18 protein-coding genes are annotated in these 21,272 nt (G+C 59.0%); 8 read left to right on the top strand and 10 right to left on the bottom strand.

The genetic code is table 11. From position 1 onward, the window contains the following. Positions 1–11: 11 nt before the first annotated feature. From ASQ50_RS09390 to ASQ50_RS09375, 4 genes are read left to right on the top strand one after another with little or no spacing between them, the layout of a single operon-like run. Positions 12–1,706, top strand: a complete 1,695-nt coding sequence (locus tag ASQ50_RS09390) for an L-lactate permease (protein ID WP_058092999.1) — start codon at positions 12–14, stop codon at positions 1,704–1,706. Between the two features lie 56 nt (positions 1,707–1,762). Further along, positions 1,763–2,590, top strand: coding sequence for a (Fe-S)-binding protein (locus tag ASQ50_RS09385; RefSeq protein ID WP_058092998.1), 828 nt, complete (start codon positions 1,763–1,765; stop codon positions 2,588–2,590). Further along, positions 2,587–4,029, top strand: a complete 1,443-nt coding sequence (locus ASQ50_RS09380; RefSeq protein ID WP_058092997.1) for a LutB/LldF family L-lactate oxidation iron-sulfur protein — start codon at positions 2,587–2,589, stop codon at positions 4,027–4,029. Before ASQ50_RS09385 ends, ASQ50_RS09380 begins: the two co-directional genes overlap by 4 nt. After that, positions 4,029–4,700, top strand: a complete 672-nt coding sequence (locus ASQ50_RS09375) for a LutC/YkgG family protein (RefSeq protein WP_058092996.1) — start codon at positions 4,029–4,031, stop codon at positions 4,698–4,700. Before ASQ50_RS09380 ends, ASQ50_RS09375 begins: the two co-directional genes overlap by 1 nt. Here ASQ50_RS09375 and ASQ50_RS09370 read toward each other — a convergent pair whose 3' ends face one another. The 6 genes from ASQ50_RS09370 to ASQ50_RS09345 form a co-directional block, all read right to left on the bottom strand. Further along, a complete protein-coding gene (locus ASQ50_RS09370; RefSeq protein ID WP_058092995.1) occupies positions 4,701–6,098 on the bottom strand; it encodes an NAD(P)(+) transhydrogenase (Re/Si-specific) subunit beta in 1,398 nt (465 codons plus the stop codon). Positions 6,099–6,100: 2 nt separating this feature from the next. Continuing rightward, the gene (locus tag ASQ50_RS09365) at positions 6,101–6,388 is read right to left on the bottom strand and encodes an NAD(P) transhydrogenase subunit alpha (RefSeq protein WP_058092994.1); all 288 of its coding nucleotides are present in this window, start codon (positions 6,386–6,388) and stop codon (positions 6,101–6,103) included. Beyond that, positions 6,388–7,548 (bottom strand): Re/Si-specific NAD(P)(+) transhydrogenase subunit alpha, encoded by a 1,161-nt coding sequence (locus ASQ50_RS09360; protein WP_058092993.1) that lies wholly within the window; start codon positions 7,546–7,548, stop codon positions 6,388–6,390. The genes ASQ50_RS09365 and ASQ50_RS09360 overlap by 1 nt, the downstream gene beginning before the upstream one ends. Further along, entirely contained in the window at positions 7,545–9,062 is a 1,518-nt protein-coding gene (mqo, locus tag ASQ50_RS09355) for a malate dehydrogenase (quinone) (RefSeq protein ID WP_058092992.1), read from the bottom strand. The genes ASQ50_RS09360 and mqo overlap by 4 nt, the downstream gene beginning before the upstream one ends. Positions 9,063–9,168: 106 nt before the next feature. After that, a complete protein-coding gene (nfsA, locus tag ASQ50_RS09350; protein ID WP_058092991.1) occupies positions 9,169–9,906 on the bottom strand; it encodes an oxygen-insensitive NADPH nitroreductase in 738 nt (245 codons plus the stop codon). A 154-nt stretch (positions 9,907–10,060) separates the two neighbouring features. Then, positions 10,061–11,110, bottom strand: coding sequence for a cytochrome-c peroxidase (locus ASQ50_RS09345; RefSeq protein WP_058092990.1), 1,050 nt, complete (start codon positions 11,108–11,110; stop codon positions 10,061–10,063). 247 nt (positions 11,111–11,357) lie between these two features. Between ASQ50_RS09345 and ASQ50_RS09340 the strand changes: the two genes are divergently transcribed. Beyond that, complete coding sequence (locus ASQ50_RS09340) at positions 11,358–11,903, top strand: rhodanese-like domain-containing protein (RefSeq protein WP_058092989.1); 546 nt, start codon at positions 11,358–11,360, stop codon at positions 11,901–11,903. 45 nt (positions 11,904–11,948) lie between these two features. Here ASQ50_RS09340 and ASQ50_RS09335 read toward each other — a convergent pair whose 3' ends face one another. Both ASQ50_RS09335 and ASQ50_RS09330 read right to left on the bottom strand, forming a co-directional pair. After that, positions 11,949–12,401 (bottom strand): hypothetical protein, encoded by a 453-nt coding sequence (locus tag ASQ50_RS09335; RefSeq protein WP_156509994.1) that lies wholly within the window; start codon positions 12,399–12,401, stop codon positions 11,949–11,951. A 98-nt stretch (positions 12,402–12,499) separates the two neighbouring features. Then, the gene (locus ASQ50_RS09330; protein WP_058092988.1) at positions 12,500–13,603 is read right to left on the bottom strand and encodes a PilT/PilU family type 4a pilus ATPase; all 1,104 of its coding nucleotides are present in this window, start codon (positions 13,601–13,603) and stop codon (positions 12,500–12,502) included. Positions 13,604–13,792: 189 nt separating this feature from the next. On the opposite strand from ASQ50_RS09330, the gene ASQ50_RS09325 reads away from it, so the two are divergent. Continuing rightward, positions 13,793–15,481: an arylsulfatase gene (locus ASQ50_RS09325; RefSeq protein WP_058092987.1), complete on the top strand. Its 1,689-nt coding sequence runs from the start codon at positions 13,793–13,795 to the stop codon at positions 15,479–15,481. Positions 15,482–15,514: 33 nt separating this feature from the next. Then, positions 15,515–16,543 (top strand): porin, encoded by a 1,029-nt coding sequence (locus tag ASQ50_RS09320; RefSeq protein WP_058092986.1) that lies wholly within the window; start codon positions 15,515–15,517, stop codon positions 16,541–16,543. 33 nt (positions 16,544–16,576) lie between these two features. Here the strand turns inward: ASQ50_RS09320 and ASQ50_RS09315 are convergent, their stop codons facing one another. Next, on the bottom strand, positions 16,577–17,566 hold the full coding sequence (locus tag ASQ50_RS09315; RefSeq protein WP_058092985.1) for a helix-turn-helix domain-containing protein: 990 nt from the start codon (positions 17,564–17,566) through the stop codon (positions 16,577–16,579). Between the two features lie 186 nt (positions 17,567–17,752). Here ASQ50_RS09315 and ASQ50_RS09310 point away from each other — a divergent pair, with 186 nt between their 5' ends. Then, entirely contained in the window at positions 17,753–19,843 is a 2,091-nt protein-coding gene (locus ASQ50_RS09310; protein ID WP_082888465.1) for a tetratricopeptide repeat protein, read from the top strand. 36 nt (positions 19,844–19,879) lie between these two features. Here the strand turns inward: ASQ50_RS09310 and ASQ50_RS09305 are convergent, their stop codons facing one another. Then, positions 19,880–21,268 (bottom strand): SLC13 family permease, encoded by a 1,389-nt coding sequence (locus ASQ50_RS09305; protein ID WP_058092983.1) that lies wholly within the window; start codon positions 21,266–21,268, stop codon positions 19,880–19,882. Between the last annotated feature and the right edge of the window lie 4 nt (positions 21,269–21,272).

Genomic DNA, 21,272 nt, shown 5'->3' with positions numbered 1-21,272 from the left:
TGGAGAAAACCATGTCATCCGGATTGCTCGCCCTGTTGGCATTTGCCCCGATTCTGCTGGCCGGAATCCTTCTGATTGGCCTGCGTTGGCCTGCACGCCGCGCCATGCCCGTGGTGTTCCTGGTCACTGCGCTGATCGGTTACAGCGCCTGGGATATGACCCTGAACCGCATTCTGGCCTCCACCCTGCAGGGGCTCGTGATCACCATTGGCCTGCTGTGGATTATCTTCGGCGCTATTTTGCTGCTGAACACGCTGAAACATTCGGGGGCCATCACCACCATTCGGGCAGGCTTTACCAACATCACTCCGGACCGCCGTATTCAGGCGATTATCATTGTCTGGCTGTTCGGTAGCTTCATCGAAGGCGCCTCCGGCTTCGGCACACCGGCGGCTATTGCCGCGCCCTTGCTGGTGGCTGTGGGCTTCCCGGCCATGGCAGCGGTGATGCTGGGCATGATGGTGCAGAGCACGCCGGTGTCCTTTGGTGCCGTGGGCACCCCCGTGGTGGTTGGGGTAACCACGGGTCTCGACCGTGCCACGATTACCGAACGACTGGAGGCCGTGGGCTCCAACTGGGAGGCCTACCTGCAGTTGATTACCTCGGAAGTCGCCATTACCCACGCCATTGTCGGTGTGGTTATGCCATTGCTGATGGTGACCATGATGACTCGTTTCTTCGGCAGGAACAAAAGCTGGAAAGAAGGGTTGGAGGTGCTGCCGTTTGCCCTGTTTGCCGGTGTTGCCTTTGTGGTTCCCTACGCGCTGACCGGTGTGATTCTGGGGCCGGAATTTCCGTCCTTGCTGGGTGGCCTGATTGGCCTGGCGATCGTGACCATGGCGGCGAAGAAGGGCTTTCTGATGCCCAAACAAGCCTGGGATTTTGCCGATCGCAAGGACTGGCCCTCCGAGTGGCTGGGCAGTATCGAGATGAAGCTCGAAGACATCGCGGCCAAGCCCATGAGCGGTTTCCGCGCCTGGGTGCCCTATGTGCTGGTGGGTATTATTCTGGTGATCAGCCGGACGGTTGAGCCGGTAAAACAGCTGTTCACCGGAGTGGGGATGTCTTTCTCGAATATTCTCGGCGAATCAGGCATCAGTGCCGGCGTGCAGCCGTTGTATCTGCCGGGCGGTATTCTAGTGATGGTTGTTCTGGCAACCTTCTTCATTCATCGCATGAGCGCTCGTGCCCTCGGGAATGCCGTCAAGGAATCCAGCGGGGTGCTGCTGAGCGCAGGCTTTGTTCTTCTGTTTACGGTGCCGATGGTGCGGATCCTGATCAATTCGGGCGTTAACATGTCCGATTTGCCCAGTATGCCTTTGGCCATGGCCACCTGGGCCGCCGATGCCGTTGGCGGTATCTATCCGCTGCTGGCACCGACTGTGGGTGCGCTGGGTGCTTTCCTGGCGGGTTCCAACACCGTATCCAACATGATGTTCAGTCAGTTCCAGTTTGGTGTCGCTGAAAGCCTCGGCCTGTCCACCGCCCTGATGGTGGCGGTGCAGGCCGTGGGTGCGGCCGCCGGTAATATGGTGGCCATTCATAACGTGGTGGCCGCCTCAGCCACGGTGGGGCTGTTGGGCCGTGAAGGCCAGACCCTGCGCAAGACTGTGTGGCCGACCCTATACTACCTCTTGGCGACCGGTTTGATTGCATTGCTGGCGGCCTATGGTCTGGGTGTAATGGACCCGTTAATGGGGCGGTAACGCTGATACAACGATGACGGGCGGGCGGTGGCCGTATCGCCCGGAGGCAATGACTGATGAGTGAGCTGTTCTACGATGCTGCCCCGAACGCTACCCGTGTGGCCCCGGAGCGCCCCAAGCCCCGGAGCTACCCGGCCAAGCCAACGGAAGTTACGCTGTTTGGTACCTGCGTTGTGGACTTGTTCTTCCCCGAAGCCGGGCTGGATGCCATCCGCCTACTAGAACGGGAAGGCATTCGCGTGCACTTTCCTCAGGCGCAATCCTGCTGCGGCCAGCCCGCCTGGACTTCGGGTTACGTGAATGAGGCCCGGGAGGTGGCGCGGGCACAGCTTGATCTTTTGGACAACGGCCATCCGGTAGTGGTGCCTTCGGGCTCCTGTGCCGGTATGTTCCGGCAGCATTATCAGGAAGTATTTGCTGACGAGCCAGATACTCTGAAACGGGTGGAAGACCTGGCCGAGCGAACGTTCGAGCTGACGGAATTTCTGCTGCACGTGTGCAGGGTGGACTGGCAGGACCTGGGCCAGCCCACGAAAATTGCCCTGCACACCTCCTGCTCCGCCCGCCGGGAAATGAACACCCATCTACATGCCCGGGAACTGCTGGGTAAACTGGCCAACGTAGAGCGCCTGGACCACGACCATGAAAGCGAATGTTGCGGTTTCGGCGGGACTTTCTCCGTGCGCATGCCGGAAGTCTCCGGCGCCATGGTGCTGGATAAAACCCGTTCGCTGCGGGAATCCGGCGCGACGGAAATGGTCACCGCCGATGGTGGCTGCTTGCTCAACATCAACGGTTCGCTGGAAAAGCAGCAACAGGCCTTCCGGGGCCGGCATCTGGCCAGCTTCCTGTGGGAGCGGGTCAGCGGCGAGGTGACGCCATGAGCCAGCGCATACCGATCAAAGAGCTGACCGACAGCTTCCGTGGCCGCGCCGTGGGTGCCCTGGCGGACGACCAGCTGCGCACCAACTTCCGGGTGGCCATGGATTCGCTGATGAAAAAGCGTGCCGATGCTTTCCCGGATGAAGACGAGCGCGAAGGCTTGCGGGAGCTGGGCAACCACATCAAAGCCCGGGCCCTGTCCCGATTGCCCGACTTGCTGGAGCAGCTGGAAGCCAAACTGACCGACAATGGCGTGAAGGTCCACTGGGCGGAAACCACCGAAGAAGCCAACCGGATTGTCCACTCCATCATCGAGGCCAAGAAAGGCTCTCAGGTGGTGAAAGGCAAATCCATGGTCAGCGAAGAAATGGAGATGAACGACTACCTGGCCGAGCGCAACATCGAGTGCCTGGAGTCCGATATGGGCGAATACATCGTCCAGCTGGATGGCGAAAAGCCCTCTCACATCATCATGCCGGCCATTCACAAGAACCGTTTCCAGGTCTCCAGACTGTTCCATGACAAACTGGGGGTGGATGAAACCGAGGATGTGAACGAGCTGATCCAGATCGGCCGGCGCACCCTGCGCCAGAAATTTCTGGAAGCGGACGTTGGGGTGTCTGGTGTTAACTTCGCCATCGCCGAAACCGGCACTCTGCTGCTGGTGGAAAATGAAGGCAATGGCCGCATGAGTACCACCGCGCCGCCGGTGCACATTGCCGTCACCGGCATTGAAAAGGTGGTGGAAAACCTGCGGGACGTGGTGCCCCTGTTGTCGCTGCTGACCCGTTCCGCGTTGGGCCAGCCGATCACCACCTACGTGAACATGATCTCCGGCCCCCGCAAGGCGGATGAGCTGGATGGCCCGGAAGAAGTCCACCTGGTGCTGCTCGACAACGGCCGCAGCGGCGCCTTTGCCGATGCCCAGCTGCGCCAGACCCTGAACTGTATCCGCTGCGGCGCCTGCATGAACCATTGCCCGGTGTATACCCGGGTGGGCGGCCATACCTATGGCGAGGTGTATCCGGGGCCGATCGGCAAGATCATTACGCCGCACATGGTGGGCCTGCACAAGGTGCCGGATCATCCCAGCGCGTCGTCATTGTGTGGTGCCTGTGGCGAAGTGTGCCCGGTGAAGATTCCGATTCCGGAGATGCTACAGCGATTGCGGCAGGAGAACGTGAAAAGCCCGGCGGAGCAGCCGAAAGTGAAAGACGGCGGTGCCAAATACTCCCGCAAAGAGCGTGTGATTTGGCGCTTCTGGGCCAGACTGAACACTTCGCCGATGTTCTACCGGTTGTTCCTGTGGGGCGCGACCCGCTTGCGCAAGCTGGCACCGAAAAACGTCGGCCCGTGGACCGAGAACCACTCAGCACCGGTGCCGGCCCGCCGGTCGTTGCACGATCTGGCCAAAGCCCATCTGAATCAGGGGGATCGGTGATGAGCGCCCGCAGCAATATTCTGAACAAACTTCGTGCCGGCCTGGCCGGCACCACGCCCCGGCCTGATGATTTCGACGAGGGTCTGGTTACCAACCCCTGGCAGTATGCCCCGGAAGACCGGATTACCCGCCTGCGCTCTTTGATGGAAGCGGTACACACCGAGGTTCATCAGGTCACCAGTGCCCAGTGGCCTGCCAAAGTGCAGGAATTGCTGGAGAGCCGAGGTTTGGGCAATCTGCTATACGCCCCAGGCACCGCCCATGGCAGACAGCTGGCGGTGCACTGGCAGAGAAGCAGTGCGAAAGTTCAGTTGATGGTCTATGACCGGCCCATCGAGGAATGGAAAGATGAGCTGTTCTGGAAGGTGGATGCCAGCATAACCGGCACTGTGGGGGGCATTGCAGCCACCGGTTCTCTGGTGCTCTGGCCGGATCGCCACGAACCTCGCTTGATGAGCCTGCTGCCGCCGCTGCACATAGCCTTGCTTAAGGCCAGTGAGGTGGAAGACAACTTGTACGGCATGATGCAGAGGCACAGCTGGTCCGCCGGTTTACCGACGAACCTGTTGCTGGTCTCCGGCCCGTCCAAAACCGCAGATATTGAGCAGGTGCTGGCGTACGGGGCCCATGGCCCGAAGGAACTGGTTGTCCTCATCCTTGAGGACGCCTGATCAGAGATCTTTGATTGCGGTGGTGGTTGACTGAAGTACTTCCTTGGCATCACCTTTCACCATCAGGCTGTTGTCCCGAATGAACAGGCCGTTGGGAATGCCCGCGAAGCCAGCGGACAGGCTTCGCTTGACCACCACCACGGTTTTTGCCTTGTGAACATCCAGGATCGGCATGCCGAAGATGGGCGAGTTCGGATCTTCGGCGGCGGCCGGGTTCACCACGTCATTGGCCCCCAGCACGATGGCCACATCGGCCTGAGGCAGTTCCGGATTGATCGCCTCCATATCCTTCAGCTGATCATAGGGAATCTCAGCTTCCGCCAGCAGCACATTCATGTGCCCCGGCATGCGCCCGGCAACCGGGTGAATGGCGTAGCTGACTTTCGCACCACGGCCCTCAAGTTGGTTGGCCAGTTCCTTGACCGCGTGCTGGGCCTGCGCCACCGCCAGGCCATAACCCGGCACCATGACCACATTGCGGGCGCCGTCCAGCAGCAGGGCCAGATCGTCAGGCGTGGCGTATTTCACCTTGCCATCGTAGAACTCGCCTTCGTCCTGCTTGTTGGCGCTGTTGCCAGTGGCGCCGAAGACGCCACCGAATAGTACGTTGGGCAGGGAACGGTTCATGGCTTTGCACATGATGGCCGTCAGGATCAGCCCCGATGCACCCACCAGAGAACCGGTGATGATCAGCCCCTGGTTACCCAGCACAAAACCGGTTGCGGCGCCGGCGAGCCCCGAGTAGGCGTTCAAAAGTGCCACCACCACCGGCATATCGGCACCGCCAATCGGCTGGACCAGCCCAACCCCGAGCAGCAGGCAAAGGCCGATAAGTGCAGCCAGTGCAAGCGGGCTGGTGCTGGCTTCGGTCGTGAACAGAACGGCACCAATCAGAGCTGCGACCAGTGTGATCAGTGTGACGCTGTGCCACAGGCGGTTATTGCGGCTGTCCCCAATGTTGCCTTTCAGTTTCAACACGGCCACCACTGAGCCGGTCAATGTCACGGAACCAATAATGATTGAGACAAGAATCGCTGCCGTCCAGCCATTGCTGCCCGCACCGGACGAGGCAACCGTTTGAATCCAGGTGCTGGCGGCCACCGCGACCGACGCGCCCCCGCCAATACCGTTCAGGCTGGCCACCAGTTCAGGCATTTCGGTGGTGGCGGTGCGCCGGGCCAGCCAGATACCGATACTGCCGCCTAGAATCATACCGGCGAGGATAGCGGTGTAGTTGATGATTCCCTGGTGCAGGAGGGCGGAAACAACGGCGATCAGCATACCGATGGCGGCGATCTGGTTGCCGCGAACCGCGGTTTTCGGGCGGGTCATGCCTTTAATGCCAAGAATGAAGCAAACCGCCGCAGCCAGGTAAGACAGGTTGATTAGTGCAAACATGATTATCCCTTTCGCTTAAACATATTCAGCATGCGATCTGTAACCATAAAGCCGGCTACAATGTTGATGCTTGCCAGAGTCACGGCGATAAAGCCGAGTACGCCGGCAACATTGGGAGAGAGGTCCGAGCTGCCAGCGCTGATGATGGCGCCCACGATGACGATCCCGGAAATGGCGTTGGTGCCACTCATCAATGGCGTGTGGAGTGTTGGTGGCACCTTGTTGATCAGTTCAATGCCAACAAACAGTGCCAGAATGAAAATGGTGAAGCTGAGAACAAACAGTTCCATCAGGCGGTTTCCTTGCTTTCGGTGGGTTCGTTTTTTGGGGCGGAAGGCTCAGCGCCGTGAAGCACCTGTCCGCCCTGGGTGACCAGGGTTGCGGACACAATGTCGTCGTCAAAGTTGGGGACAAGCTGCCCGGCTTTGGTCATGTTGAGAAGGAAGGCGGTTATGTTCCTGGTCAGCAGTTGAGAGGCATGAACCGGCACCCGGGAAGGGTGGTTGGCGTGCCCGACAAGTGTTACCCCATCCACCACGATTTTTTTATTCAGCACGGTGCCCTCTACGTTGCCACCTTTATCGGCCACCAGGTCGACAATCACCGAGCCACTCTTCATGCGATGAATCATGTCGCTGTTAATCAGTTTCGGTGCCTGTTTGCCTGGAACCGCCGCGGTCGTGACCACCATATCCGCCCGTGCAACACAATCTGCCAGTTGCTGGCGCTGTGCTGTATAGAAGGCTTCGCTCTGGGCTTTTGCATAGCCGCTGTCGCCGGAGGTCTCCGATGATGGCACCTGAATTTCGATAAAATCGGCTCCCAGGCTCTGAACCTGCTCTTTTACTTCTGGTCGCAGATCGTAAGCCTCGACGACGGCGCCCAGGCGCCGCGCGGTAGCGATGGCCATCAATCCGGCGACGCCGGCACCGATGACAAGCACCCGGGCCGGGTGAATGGTGCCGGCGGCGGTCATCAGCATCGGGAAGTATCGTGGCAGTGCCATGGCGCCGCTGAGCACGGCTCGATAGCCACTGATGCCGGCCATGGCACTCAGCACATCCATCGGCTGCGCCCGGGTTGTTCTGGGCACGAGGTCTAGCGCAAATGCCTGTACTTTTCTGGACGCAAACCGCTCCAGAAGTGGCTTGTTGAACCATGGGTTCAGCAAGCTGATGATCGTACTCTCTTCCTGAATAAGATCGGCTTCCTCGAGGGTGGGGGCCAGCACTTTCAGAATGACGGATGCTTGCCGATACAGGGCACTGGCATCGTCAGCGATGATTGCGCCGGCATGGCGATAATCGTCATCGGTAAAGTGTGCGGCCAATCCAGCGCCGCTCTCGACGATGACTTCGTAGCCAGCTTCGAGCAGCGTCGAAACACCGGTGGGTATGATAGCGACCCTGTTCTCATTCGGGACTCGCTCTCGGGGTATGCCAATCATCATGCGTAAAGGCTCCGTTCAGTTTGAGTGTTTTCCATGCCATTACCCAATGCCAGGGTACTGAGGGTGTGCTTGCGGATGTCTGCCAGAAGCTGGTGATCCTGCTGCAGCGACTGGCCGTAGCTGGGGATCAGTGCCTGAAGGGTTTGTAGGGAGGCGCCCTGAACCAGTTCGGGCAGGCAGCGCTCTATCACATCGAGCATGGCGGCGACGCAGGTGGACGCGCCGGGGGAGGCGCCCAGCAGCGCTGCCAGACTGCCATCGCTGGTGCTCAGGACTTCCGTGCCGAACTCCAGTGAACCGCGGCCTTGGCTATCGGGTTTAATGATCTGCACCCGTTGCCCGGCTTTCACCAGCTCCCAGGCGTCGGGATCAATGTCCGGGATAAAACGCTGCAGTTGCTCAAGGCGCGATGATTTCGGGCTGAGCGACTCCTTGATCAGATAGCGGGTCAGTGGCCAGTTGTGGATAGCCACATCAAGCAGCGGCTTCAGGTTGTGGTGTCTTACTGACCGAACCAGATCCATCACGCCACCTTCTTTGAGAAAGCGTGTTGTGAAACCGGCGAAGGGACCGAACAGCAGAGCAGCCTTACCGTTGATAAAACGGGTATCGAGGTGCGGAACAGACATGGGCGGAGCACCCACCGGGGCCTGACTGTAGACTTTGGCGTTGTGCTGGAGCGCCAGGCTCTGGTCATTGCAAGCCAGCCATAGTCCGGAAACGGGGAAGCCGCCATACCCGCGGGCTTCCTGAACCCCCGCTTTTTGCAACAGGGGCAGCGCGGCGCCACCGGCGCCGATAAAGACAAAGCGGGCCGTGAGAACCTGTTGTTCGCCACTCTCATGATTGGCAAGCGTCACCCGCCATCCGCGGTTGTGACGTTGAAGTCCCGTCACCCGGCGCTGAAGGCGGATATCGCAGGCCCCGGACTGGGTGAGTGAACGCCCCAGCAGGCGGGTCAGCGAGCCGAAATTGACATCACTGCCATGCGGTACGCGGGTGGCTGCCGAGGGTGGGAATGTTTGCTGCGCTCCGTGGATCAGAGGCAGCCAGTCTGAGAGTGTCGAATCCTGATCGGTGAATTCCATACCCTGGAAAAGTGGGTGAGCCTGCAATGCGCGGTGCCTGGCGCGCAGGAACCGGCAGTCGTCCTGGCCTTGCACCCAGCTGAGGTGAGGAACGCTGCGGATAAAGTCGTCAGGCCCCGGCAGCAGGCCTTTTTCGACGAGTGAACTCCAGAATTGAAGGGATATTTCAAACCGTTCATTGATGGCCAGAGCCCGGTCAATGGCGACGCTACCATCACCCTGTGCCGGGGTATAGTTGAGCTCGCAGTAGCCGGCGTGACCGGTTCCGGCATTGTTCCAGGCGTCGGAGCTTTCGCCGGCCAATTGCCGGCCCTGCTCGACCAGTGTCATCGAGCGCGAGCTGTCCAGCTGTGAAATAAGAGACGCCAGCGTAATGCTCATTACGCCGCCGCCAATCAGAAGTACATCTGTATCGAAGCTCGCCATAGTATGACCCTTTCGGTAGCAAACGAATAAAAGGGTGCATACTTTAGTCGAACGTCCGGTTCGTAAAAATCGTGTTTCTTGGTATTAAAGGATCGAAAAAACCGACCTATTTCAGGCCGAAGCCTCTTTTATTCAGGAACTCCTTCATGTGCGGCCGGAGCTTGCTGGTAAACAGCGGCTTGAGCTGTTCGGACCAGCTGGTGTCTTTGTTGCCGCCGGTGCGCTCGCGGTAATAGCGGGCCATTGTATCGTCGAAGCTGGCGACCAGCCGCTCGTCAGTTGAGTCGTCGTAGCTGTCTTCCTTGAGAATGGCTGCCAGGGGCAGGCGCGGCTTCACTTCCGGTTGCTGGTCCGGATAGCCAAGGCACAGGCCAAACACCGGGTACACATGTTCCGGTAATTTGAGCAGATTGCTCACTTCCTGCGGGTTGTTGCGAATACCGCCAATGTAGCAGATGCCCAGTCCTTCCGATTCAGCCGCCACCACCACATTCTGCGCAATCAGGGCGGTATCAATGCTGGCCACCAGAAGTTGCTCAGTCATGCCTCGAATCACCTCCGCACCGGCTTTCGCTGCCGATTCGGTCGCCCGCTTCATATCGGCGCAGAACACCAGGAAATCCGAGCAGCTTTCCACATAGGTCTGGCCCCCGGCCAGTTCTGCCAGTTTCCGACGGCTTTCCGGATTGACCACATGAATAATGGTGTAGGCCTGGACGTGGTTGGAGGTAGCTGCGCATTGGCCGGCACGGATCAGGTCTTCAAACAGTTCCCGCGGAATCTTCTGATCCTTGAATTTCCGGATGGAGCGATGGGATTTCAGGAGTTCGATGGTCGGATTCATAGGGCCTCGTCTGCTGCAGGTAAAAACAGACGATAGCTTGCTTATCAGGATTGGCACAACAGGACAAAGGTGGGGATTTGTTCGTATGGTCCTGGTGCTCAACGAAACAGCGCGCCCTGAGGCGCGCTGCTAGAGACACCTGCCGGTCAGGTGATCAAGGCACCATGTCGGTGGGGCGAGGTGTGGTGGCTGTGCTCGGCGGCATAATCGGGTAGCGGATTTCCGGAATGTTGCCAGTCAGGGTCTTGAGGAAGGCAACAATGGACTGGACTTCGCTGTCGTTCAGCTCTGTACCCAGCTGCGCAGTACCCATAACCGCAACCGCTTCCTCAAGGCTCCAGACGGCGCCAGAGTGGAAGTAGGGGGCTGTCAGCTCAATGTTCCGCAGCGGAGAGGCACGGAATACATATTCATCGGAGGCTGTCTGGGTGACCTCAAAGCGGCCGCGGTCGCCCTCAGGCAGAATGGCACCGCCCGGACGCTCGACCAAACCGAACGGGTAGTATTCCTGGCCACCGAGGTTCACGCCGCTGTGACAAGCGGCGCAGCCTCTGTCCATGAACAGGGCCAGGCCTTCCTTTTCTTTGTCATTCAGAGCGGCCGTGTTGCCACGCAGGTACTTGTCGAATTCAGAGTCTGGAGTGATCAACGTTGCCTCGAAAGCTTCGATGGCTACGGCCATGTTGTCGAATGTCACCGGACCATCCTGCCCCGGAAAGGCATCGCCGAAGCGCTCAACATACTCCGGCATGCTCTTGAGTGTGGAAACCACGCGCTCCGGCGTACTGCTCATTTCCACGCCAGCCTGAACCGGGCCCTTGGCCTGCTCGGCAAGGTCTGCTGCCCGGCCATCCCAGAACTGTGCTGCGTTGAACACCGCGTTGAATACCGTCGGGGAGTTACGGGGGCCTTTCTGCCAGCCGTGACCAATGGACACCGGCAGGTAATCATCTCCGCCTAAACCGACGTTGTGGCAAGTGTTACAGCTGATCAGATGGCTGGAAGACAGGCGCGGTTCGAAGAACAGCATCTTGCCCAGTTCCACCTTGGATTGGGTCAGCTCGTTGCCGTCGATCACAGGTGGGTATTTGGGAATCGGCTCGAAGGTGCTTCTGGCCCGGTCCAGCAGGTCATCTGCGGCGGCAGAACCCGCCATTACGCCCAGACTCAGAATCAGGGCTTTGGTTAACGGACGTTTCATCATGGTTCACTCTCCTTATGAGATAGGTCTGGTCTCTCTGAACCAAAGTTAACAAACGCACCGGGAACATCACGGAAAACTGGTCAGAGTTGGCGTCATAATTGATGTCTGTCAATTTTCACTTTTTGTCGGGATATTCAGGGTTAGCTGCGACATTTCGCCGCTGAACGAAGCGGTTTGGCGGGTGTCAAATGGTCGGTTATATCGTTATGCTCGAAGAGAAATCCTAGACCTAAAACAGGAGATTGCCATGAAATCGTTACTCGTGATGTTGCTGTTCGGTTTTGGCCTGGTGACCACTTCCCAGGCAGAGGAAGCGCTGTCAGTCACGCCACAGGAAACCCACGAAATGGTCCAGGAGCAGGGCGATCAGGTGTTGTTCATTGACGTGCGAGACCCGGTGGAAATCATGTTCATCGGCTTTACCGATGCGGTGGACCTGAACATTCCGTTTCAGTTGGTGGACCGCACCCGGTTCAATGAAGACAAGGCCGTCTTCGCCATGGATATCAACGAAAATTTTGTTGCCGAGGTGGATGCCGCGCTGGCTGAAAAGGGGCTGGACCGGAATGCGTTAATCATCACCATGTGTCGTTCTGGCTCTGCGCGAGGAAAGCCCAGTGCCGAGTATCTGATGGAGCGTGGATTCAGCAACGTGAAGTACGTGGACCACGGCTTCCAGGGTGACTCTCTGAAAGAAGGCCCCCAGAAGGGCATGCGGCTGCAGAACGGTTGGCAGAACTCCGGTATGCCCTGGACCACCAAGGCAAACCCCGAAAAAATCTATCGTCCTTGATTATTCGGGTGCCTGCCGAGGAAGGCACCCGAAGTCCTTGTCATTTCAGAACGTGAAGACACGCATTTTGCGATCCAGCATCTGGTCGGCCATCTGCGGCGGCATGGCGACACCAACACCGTCAATCAGGTCGTCTTTGCTGTTGTCGCTGTTCGGCAAGTAGAGAGCGCAAACACTGGCGGTACCACCCGCTTTCAGCAATCCACGCAGCATTTGGCCGGGCGTTACGCCGCGCGGCGCCAGAGCTTCACCCTCATAGGATTTCAGGGCCAGGTCTCCGGCCTCATCACACAGCAGCAAGTTCACCTTGGCGCCTTTTTCCGCCATGGTATTGGCCAGCACCATGGCCATGCCCTGGGTTTGGCGGGCGTCGCTGGACAGAATCACCAGAACTTCTTCTACGGCGCTGCTTTTGTTGCCGTGGCTAGTGGCCATCGCGTGCATCGGTGCCAGTGTAACCAGAACGGCCAGGGTGAAAAGCTTGAGAATATTGGTCATTGGTTGAGCTCCTTGACTGAGGTTGTCACCGCTCAATATAGAGCTCCGTGGGAATGGGGTCAGTGACATTGTCACTGTCCTGCCGACTCAACCAGGGTTCAGCTTTCGTCAATGCTCAGCAGGTCGCTGGGCGATTGCAAGCCACCGCTGGCGAGGCGGATCTTCACCTCAAGATTGTGCCTGGAGTTGGCATTGCTGAGGGCTTCTTCCCGGGTAATCTTGCCCTGATCGTAAAGTTCGAGAATGGCTTGGTCGAAGGTCTTCATGCCCTGTTCGCCGCCCCGGGTCATGATGTCGGCAATCCCATCTATCTCACCCTTGGAGATCAAATCCCGAATGTAGGGGCTGGCAAGCATCACTTCCACGGCCACCACCCGTTTGCCGTCTTTGCCCCTCAGCAGACGCTGGGCCACCACCGCTTTCAGGTGCATGCTCATATCCATGAACAGCTCCTTGTGGGCGTGTTCGGGGAAGAAATTCACAATCCGCCGCATGGTGTGGTCCACGTTGCTGGCGTGCAGGGTGGAGATGCACAGGTGGCCGGTTTCCGCATAGGTGAGCGCATGCTTCATGGTGTCCCGGTCGCGGATCTCACCGATCATGATCACATCGGGCGCTTCCCGCATGGCCCGGCGCAGGGCTTCGTTGTAGGAGCGGGTGTCCACCCCCACCTCCCGCTGATTGACCACACTTTGCCTGTGGTTGTGGGTGTACTCGATCGGATCTTCCACCGTCAGAATGTGGCCAGACTGGTTGCCGTTGCGGTGGTCAATCATCGAGGCCAGGGTGGTGGATTTACCGGAGCCGGTGGAGCCAACCACCAGTATCAATCCGCGAGGTTCCATAATCAGCTCTTTCAGCACCGATGGCAGGCCAAGACTTTCAATAGAGGGAATGTCGTTGCGCAGATGGCGCACCACCATGCTGACTTCGCCGCGTTGCCAGAACACATTTACCCGGAAGCGCCCAACCTCGTTTACCCCGACTGCCATGTCCAGTTCCAGGTTCTTCTCGAACTCGGCCCGCTGCTTGTCGTTCATCACCGAATAGGCCAGTTGCCGGACCGCGCCCGAGGCCAGGGGGTTCTGGGTGATCGGGCCGGTTTTGCCCTCGACCTTCATCATCACCGGTGAACCGGTAGAAAAGAAAAGGTCAGAGGCGCCCTTGTCGGCCATGACTTTCAGGTAGGCGGGCAGTTCCATGAAGACTCCTCGTACAAGGCGGACGACTATCACCACTATATATTGTAATCGGGTATTTTGCGTCTCAGAGAATGTTGCGCATTTATGACAACCCGTGCGCATACGGGATAACCCCTACCCATAAACCCTCAGCAGAATGAAGTTGACCACACACTGGTGGCACAACAACGAACTGATTGAGGGCATAGCATGTACAAAAACAACACGCTGCTTCGTCGGTTGGGGCTGGCTTTGGGGTTGGTGGCAGCGTCTACGCTGGCATCGGCCAACCAGGCTGAAAAACCCAACTTCCTGCTGATTATCGCCGATGACCTGGGCTATTCAGACATCGGCGCCTTCGGGGGCGAGATTGAAACCCCGAGCCTGGATGCCCTGGCCAACGAAGGCATCCGGATGACCAACTTCCATACCGCACCAACCTGCTCCCCAACCCGGTCCATGCTGTTTTCCGGCACCGATAATCACCGCGCCGGTATCGGCAACATGGCCGAGCTGCTGACGCCGGAACAGAAAGGGCAGCCAGGCTATGAGGGCCACCTGAATGATCTGGTGGTAACTCTGCCTGAGGTGCTGCGGGATAACGGGTACCACACATCCACCACCGGTAAATGGCATCTTGGCCGGACTGAAGCGCTGAGCCCCAATGCGCGTGGGTTCGACGAATCCTGGGTGCTGGTTCAGGGCGGCGCCAGCCACTTTGACGATGGCCGGGCGATTATCGGTGTCGATCCGAAAGCCATCTACCTGGAGAACGGCAAGCAGGTAGAGGCACCCAATGGCTTCTTCTCCTCCGACTTCTACGCCGACAAAGCCATCGAATACGTTAACGCGGCCGGCGACAAGCCGTTCTTCCACGTGTTGTCGTTCACGGCACCCCATTGGCCCCTACAGGCGCCGGATTCCTACATCAGGAAATACGAGGGTCGTTACGACGAGGGCTATGAGGCCATTCGCCAGCAGCGCCTTGGCAAGATGAAAGACATGGGGCTGGTAGGGTATGAACTGGCGGCCAACGTCCCTTTCGACCAGCTGCCGACCTGGGATGAGCTGACCGATGAGCAGCGCAAGATCGAAGCCCGAAAGATGGAGATCTACGCCGCCATGGTCGACAACATGGACGAGAACATCGGCCGGGTTATCGCCCATCTGGAAAAAGCAGGCAAGCTCGACAATACCGTGGTTATGTTCATGTCCGATAACGGCGCAGATGGCAATAGCCCGGAAGTGTTGCCCCGCAACAAGGAATGGATTGCCTCTGAGTACGACAACAGCTTCGAAAACATGGGCCGTCGTGACTCCTACATCTGGTATGGCGCCCAGTGGGGGCAGGTGAGTGCCACGCCCTGGCCGATGTGGAAAGGCTACCCAACCCAGGGCGGTTTCCTGGTGCCGGCTATCCTCAGCCTGCCGGGCAAAGACGCCAACGGCGAAATCAACCACGAGTTTTTCCATGTGATGGACATCATGCCGACGTTCCTGGAACTGGCGGGTATCGATGTTCCTACCAGCCCTTACAAGGGCCGGGAAGTGTTCGAGGTTCAAGGCATTTCGATGGTGCCCGGCCTGAACGGTAACGCGCCGGAAAACCGGGTTGTTGGATGGGAGCTCTATGGCCGTTCTGCGGTGCGCATGGGTGACTGGAAAATTCGACTGATGGAGCCACCTTATGGCCCGGGCCAGTGGCAGCTTTTCAATCTGGCAGTTGATCCTACTGAAACCACGGACCTGTCCAGCAAGGAACCTGAAAAGCTGAAGCAACTGCTGGCTGAGTGGGACAAGTACGTCAAGCGCAATGGCGTGATCGCAGCTGACCCGGCCGACATGCGGAGAGTTGGATACAGCTTCACCACCTGCCTGTACGGCAAGTGTGTTGAGTAACCCGACCCCATGTCAGAAAGCAGGAGATACGCCATGAAACTGAAACAGACACTTCTGGCGGCTGCGATATGCGCAGTCGCCGCCACCCCGGCCCTCGCGGTCGAGCTGGATAAACCGAACTTCTACGGGAACCTGAATGCCGGTGCCCTGAAGATCGAAGGAAAGGACGCGGAAGCAGAAGCGTTTGAACTTGAACTCGGGTTGCAAGGCAAAGCGGCCATCGATCAAGGCCTGAACCTGAACTACGCCGTTGAGGTGGACCTTGCCTGGGCCGCCAACAGTGCGGATGACCCCACCACCGGCCGTGATGGTGAAGCCGATGTGCATGTGAAAGAGGCCAAGTTCTGGCTGCCAACCCGCTATGGGTTGTTTGTGGCGGCGCCCCGGGGCACCAGTGGCCAATGGTCGGATATCTACGGGCCAATCAACCACTATGAGTACAACGTGTCCCGGGCGGACCCACGGCCCGATGGCATCTTCGCCCAGCCGGACCGGACCTCAGGTACCTTTGCCTACCATACCCCCTGGTTTATGAAGACCAAGCTTGTGTTTGCAGCCATTACCCTGAACGACAGCAACGGCAAAGACGCCGACGGCCGCTCGGTCCGGCTGGTGCACAAGGGTGACAATCTTGGGTTTGCCATTGGCACTACCCAGCTAGTGCAAGAACAGCTACCGCCATTTGCCACGGATGATTACCTGATCACCGCGGCTGGTCTGAGCTATCAGTTGGGTTCCTTGGCCCTGGGTGCGGTCTGGGAAAACAACCGGAATGCGCCATACCCACTGGACCCGGAAGGCAAGGCCGATTTTGATTCCTACGGTGTCTCTGCTCAGTACATCACCGAAGGCGGTGCTGGCATAGCGGTGGGCTACAAGGAAAAGGATCACGATTACTCGGCGGCGGACAACTCCGTCTACACCCTGAAGCTCGAGCAGCGAATCACCCCTCAGGTGAAGGTGTGGGCAGAGACCGGGCAGTTCGATAAACCGGTTGTCAGCCCGCAAGGGGCGCTCTTGACCGATACCAATTACGCCATTGGCTTTAACCTAACCTTCTGACTCTGAAAGCGTCTTGCCCGGGGAGATTCGGCATTAAACCGAATCGAGCCGGGCCTTTTTACTGACCACAACCCGGGATGCCCGGCACTGCCGTCGGGTTTCCGAAGGCAGCTCGCCAAAGGCTTCGTGGTATTGGCGGGTAAAGTGACTCAGGTGGTTGAATCCGTAGGAAAACGCCGCATCGCCGATGTTGATGTCGGGGCTGGTTCGGAGTAACTCCCGAACGCCCTTGAGTTTGTGGCACAGAATAAACTTTGCCGGCGTGGTGTTGAGGTAGGTACGAAACCCGGATTCCAGGGACCGCCGGCTGGCGCCGGTGATCCGCAGCAGATCGCACACCGAGATGGGTTCGCGAATATGCGCCAGTATCCATTCCGTTGCCAGACGAATCCGGCCCGGGAGTATCGACGGGTTTTCCAGGCCCTCACGGTGCAACTGGTTGGCAAATTGTGCCAGCAGCAAGCCTTCCCACTGGGACTGAACCGCCGGGTCGATCCGCCCCTGACAGATTTCGTGTTGTTGCGCCAGGCAGGTAATGGCGTTTCTCAACACCAGGGCGTCTTGATGATTGCCGGGGATAAAGGCGTTGGTTTCCCTGAGAAAGCTGAGGTCCGGAACACCCAGGGTGTCGATCAGTTTCTGGCGCGCCAGGCTCATCACCACGGCCCGGGTGCCTTTTTCCCAGACCAGGTCTGCCTGCTTGCCCGGCGCTGTCAACACCAGGCTGTCGGCTGGCACGTTGGTATCCAGGGATTTGCAATAGATGTTGCCCGACAGCACCAGAACCGCGTGAAAGGTCTGCTGGGTTTCGGACTGAATGTGAACCTTCTCGGACCACATGGCGCCGAACAGCGAGCTGCTGCCCACGGGCTGCAAGGTTAGCAGGTTCTCGGCCCGGCCGTTGTGAGACAGAGGGGCAACCTCGCGGTCTTCAATGTGGGCATTGATAAAGGCCTTTGCCTCCTCAAAATCGGGAGAGCGCACACCCACGTTGTATCGGAATGGAACCTGTTTTTCGTTCATGGCGGAGTCGTTGTTTTTGTGTGTTCAGCCAATGGGATCTTAGCGATCTTTATCATAAATCAAGCAAGCGGCAGGCCACATCCCGAAAGTTGGGCCAGCCTTTGCAAGTCGTGGGCTTACAGGGGTGGTCGCAGGATATTCCGGGAATTCGGGTTTATGATCTGGTGAAATGGGTGCTGAAGTAACATGGAATTGAACGATATGATGAAGCGAGGCTGGAGGCTATTAGCCATCGGTCTGCTGGTGCTGACCGGCGGTACCGCTGTGGCCGACCCTTCTGTTTGTGTGGATTGCCATGAAGGGGAAGTGGCCGAATGGTCCCGCTCCCAGCACGCCGTCGCCATGGCGGAAGCCAGCCCGGAGGCGGTGGCCGGTGATTTCTCCGGCGCCCGCTATCAAGACTCAGAGCTCGCCGTTCAATTCCTGGAGAAAGACGGGCAATTCGTTATTCACACCCGGGAGGGTGACGAAAAACGCCAGTGGACCGTCCGCTACACCTTCGGGGTTTACCCGCTGCAACAGTACCTGATTGATATTGGCGATGGCCGCCTTCAGGCTTTCAACATTGCCTGGGATACCCGCAGCAAGTCCGACGGCGGTCAGCGCTGGTTCCGGTTGGATGAACCGGGGCAGAACCGGCCCGGTGATGCCATGCACTGGACCGGCATCTACCAGAACTGGAACAACCAATGCGCCGATTGCCATTCCACCGGGCTGGAGCGTAACTACGACCCGGTGGAAGACCGATACCACACCGAGTGGCAGCACGTGGCCGTGAGTTGCACCGCTTGCCATGATGCGGCTCTGGACCATGCCTCTGCGCAGCAAAGCGGAGACTCCCTGGCCGCCGGTGTGCAACTGGCTGCGGTGGGGGCCTGGCTGGTGAGTGAAGGAAAACAGCCACCTCGCCTGAAAGGGGCCAAGCCTGGTTCCAAACAGGTGGCCACCTGCGGCCAGTGCCATTCCCTGCGCACCAGCCTGACGGATTCCGCCGGTGGCCAGGTACACGACCAGTTCAGCCTGAGCCGGCTGGACCAGCCGCTGTATTACTCTGATGGGCGAGTCCGGGAAGAGGTGTTTGTGCTGGGCTCCTTTGAACAAAGCAAGATGTTCCAGGCTGGTGTGGTCTGTAGCGACTGCCATAACCCCCATACCGGCAAGCTCAAGATTGAAGGCAACGGTGTCTGTGCCCAGTGCCACAACGCCGGTGACTATGATACCCCGGATCACCACCATCACCCCCGCAACAGCGAAGGTGCGCAGTGCGTAAGCTGCCACATGCCCGAAGCCACGTTTATGGGAATCGATGACCGGCGGGAGCACAGTTTCATGGTGCCCCGGCCAGATGTGTCGAAGGCATCCGGCAGCCCTGATGTTTGCCTGGCGTGCCACACAGACCGGGATCGTGCCTGGTCGATGGACACCGTCGGGAGCTGGTATCCGGATCTTTACCAGCCGGACACCTGGCATCACGTTCAGCAACGTAACCTGGCAGAGGTTCTGGCCTATCTGGCCGATGAGGGCGAGCCTGCCATTCGCCGGGCAACGCTGCTGGAACAGCACGGGGACGCCCTCGTGGCCCGGCACATGTCGGTGGTGGCGCGTCTGGCCCAGAGCGATCATGCGGTGATCCGCGAGAGCGCCTATCGTGTGCTCAGGCATGGCGAGACGGGCCGGGTCCGGAGCCTTGCCGAGCAGGGGTTGGCTGATGATTCTTTGGCGGTCAGGCTGGCGGCCTTTGAATCCATGGTGTGGAGCGGCAGCCTGCCGGACTCCGAACGCTGGGCCGGGGTCAAGCGGGAATACGAGTACTATGTTGATATGCAGTCAGACCTGCCCGCGGGCAGTGTGCTGAAAGCCCGATACCTGATGGCCGGGGATTATGTCTACAAGGCTGAGCAACAACTCAAACGTGCACTGGCCAAAGACCGGGGCTATGTGCCCGCCGCCATCCTGCTGACCGATATTCTCCGTTCCGGAGACCGCAACCTGGAGGCGGTCCGGGCCATTGATCAAACCCTGGAACACAGCCCTGACGAACCCCAGCTGATTCACTTGCGGGGGCTGATCCGCATTCGCCTGCAAGACTACGCCGCGGCGCTGGCTGATCTGGAACGGGCCTATGAGCTGACGCCCGGCCAGTGGTTGTTTGGCTACCGGTACGCGGTTGCACTGTTCCAGTTAGACCAGAAGGACAGAGCCAGGCAAGTGACCCAAGCCTTGTTGCAACGATACCCCGACAACGCCCAGTTGCGGGCACTGATGAACCACCTGTAGGGACAACCAGAACCGGGGCTGGGGCGCGCTGTCGCCTCAGATCCACCCCAGCCACTTCCACCACAGGTAATCCAGCGGAAACAGAATCACGATGGTTAGGGTGGCCAGTATCAGGCACAACCGGGCGGCATGGCGCATGGGAATGCCGGCCAGGGGCATGGCCATCATCAACGGTACGGACTGGTAGGTGAAGATGATGGTGGAGAAGCCCAGAACCTGGGTCATCAGCACCGCTTCCAGGCTGAAGCCGGTCATTTCGCTCATGGGGCCGGCCAGGGGCGTGAGGGTTGCCGGAATGCCGGCCAGAGTGGTTACCATCCCGGTTGCTGTCGCGGCCAGTGACAGGGTGAGGAAGTTGGCGAAATCCCGCCCCGGTTCCAGCGGCAGCCAGGCCAGCACATGCCCACCCAGAATACCGCTGATGTTCTGATGGTTGATCAGCCCGGCAATGCCCAGCAGGCCGGCCACCACCAGAATCGAACTGATGTTCACCTTCTGGTTGAAACTCTGGGTGGAGATCATGCCAATGCCGGGCATCAGCAACAAGGTCGCGGCCGCCAGACCAATCCATGCGGCCGAGATCTGGTGCCAGGTGTCGGTCAGCCAGAACCCGAGCGTCACCAGAATGATCAGCATCAGCCGCGATTCCGTGGCATCGAAAGGCTGTCGGGGGCCGGCTTTCGGAACCGGTTTCGGGCTGTCCGGGTACAATCGCACCAGCACAACCACCAGCATGATGGCCTTGAGGATGCCGAGCACCGGGAAGTGCAGCAACAGGTATTCCCCGAACATCGGGCTCCAGCCATGAATCTTCTCGGCAGAGCCAATCATGATCATGTTCGGGACATTGGCGGGCAGAATGGCAAAGGTGGGCAGATGGCTGCCAAAGGCCGCCGCCAGGCCAGCGGCTTTCTGGCCATTGCTGCCATGCTCAAAGCCACAGCTGTGGGCGATGGTCAGCGCGATGGGAATAAACAGCACAATGCGCCCCACCGAGGAGGGCATCACAAAGCCCAGCAGAATACCGATCACCACGATGCCGGCGATCAACCGGGTGTAGCTGGCATCCAGGTGCCGGGTAAACAGGTCGGACACCCGTTGGGCCAGGCCGGTTTCCGAGATGGCAATGCCGATCACCAGTCCGGAAACAATCAGCCAGCAGGCGGTCGAGGTGAGTCCTGAAAACACCACGTCGGCGGGTGCCAGCGACAACAGCATGGCCAGGGTCAGCACCAGCAGGGCGGTAACAAACTCTGGCACCGCACCGGTGGCAAACAGCACAAGCCCGGCCATCACCAGCAGCGCCGAGAGCCGTTGCGGGCCATCGAACCAACCGGCTGCCGGACTGAACAGCAACGCTGCAGACAATAACGGAATCAGGGCCAACGCAAGGCACTGAGACCGGTTAACAGGCAGATTGGTCATTGCC

Origin of the sequence: Marinobacter sp. LQ44 (assembly GCF_001447155.2) — a bacterium.
GTDB lineage: Bacteria > Pseudomonadota > Gammaproteobacteria > Pseudomonadales > Oleiphilaceae > Marinobacter.
The sequence above is the reverse complement of the archived record's forward strand: the minus strand, read 5'-3'. Positions and strand labels throughout refer to the sequence as shown.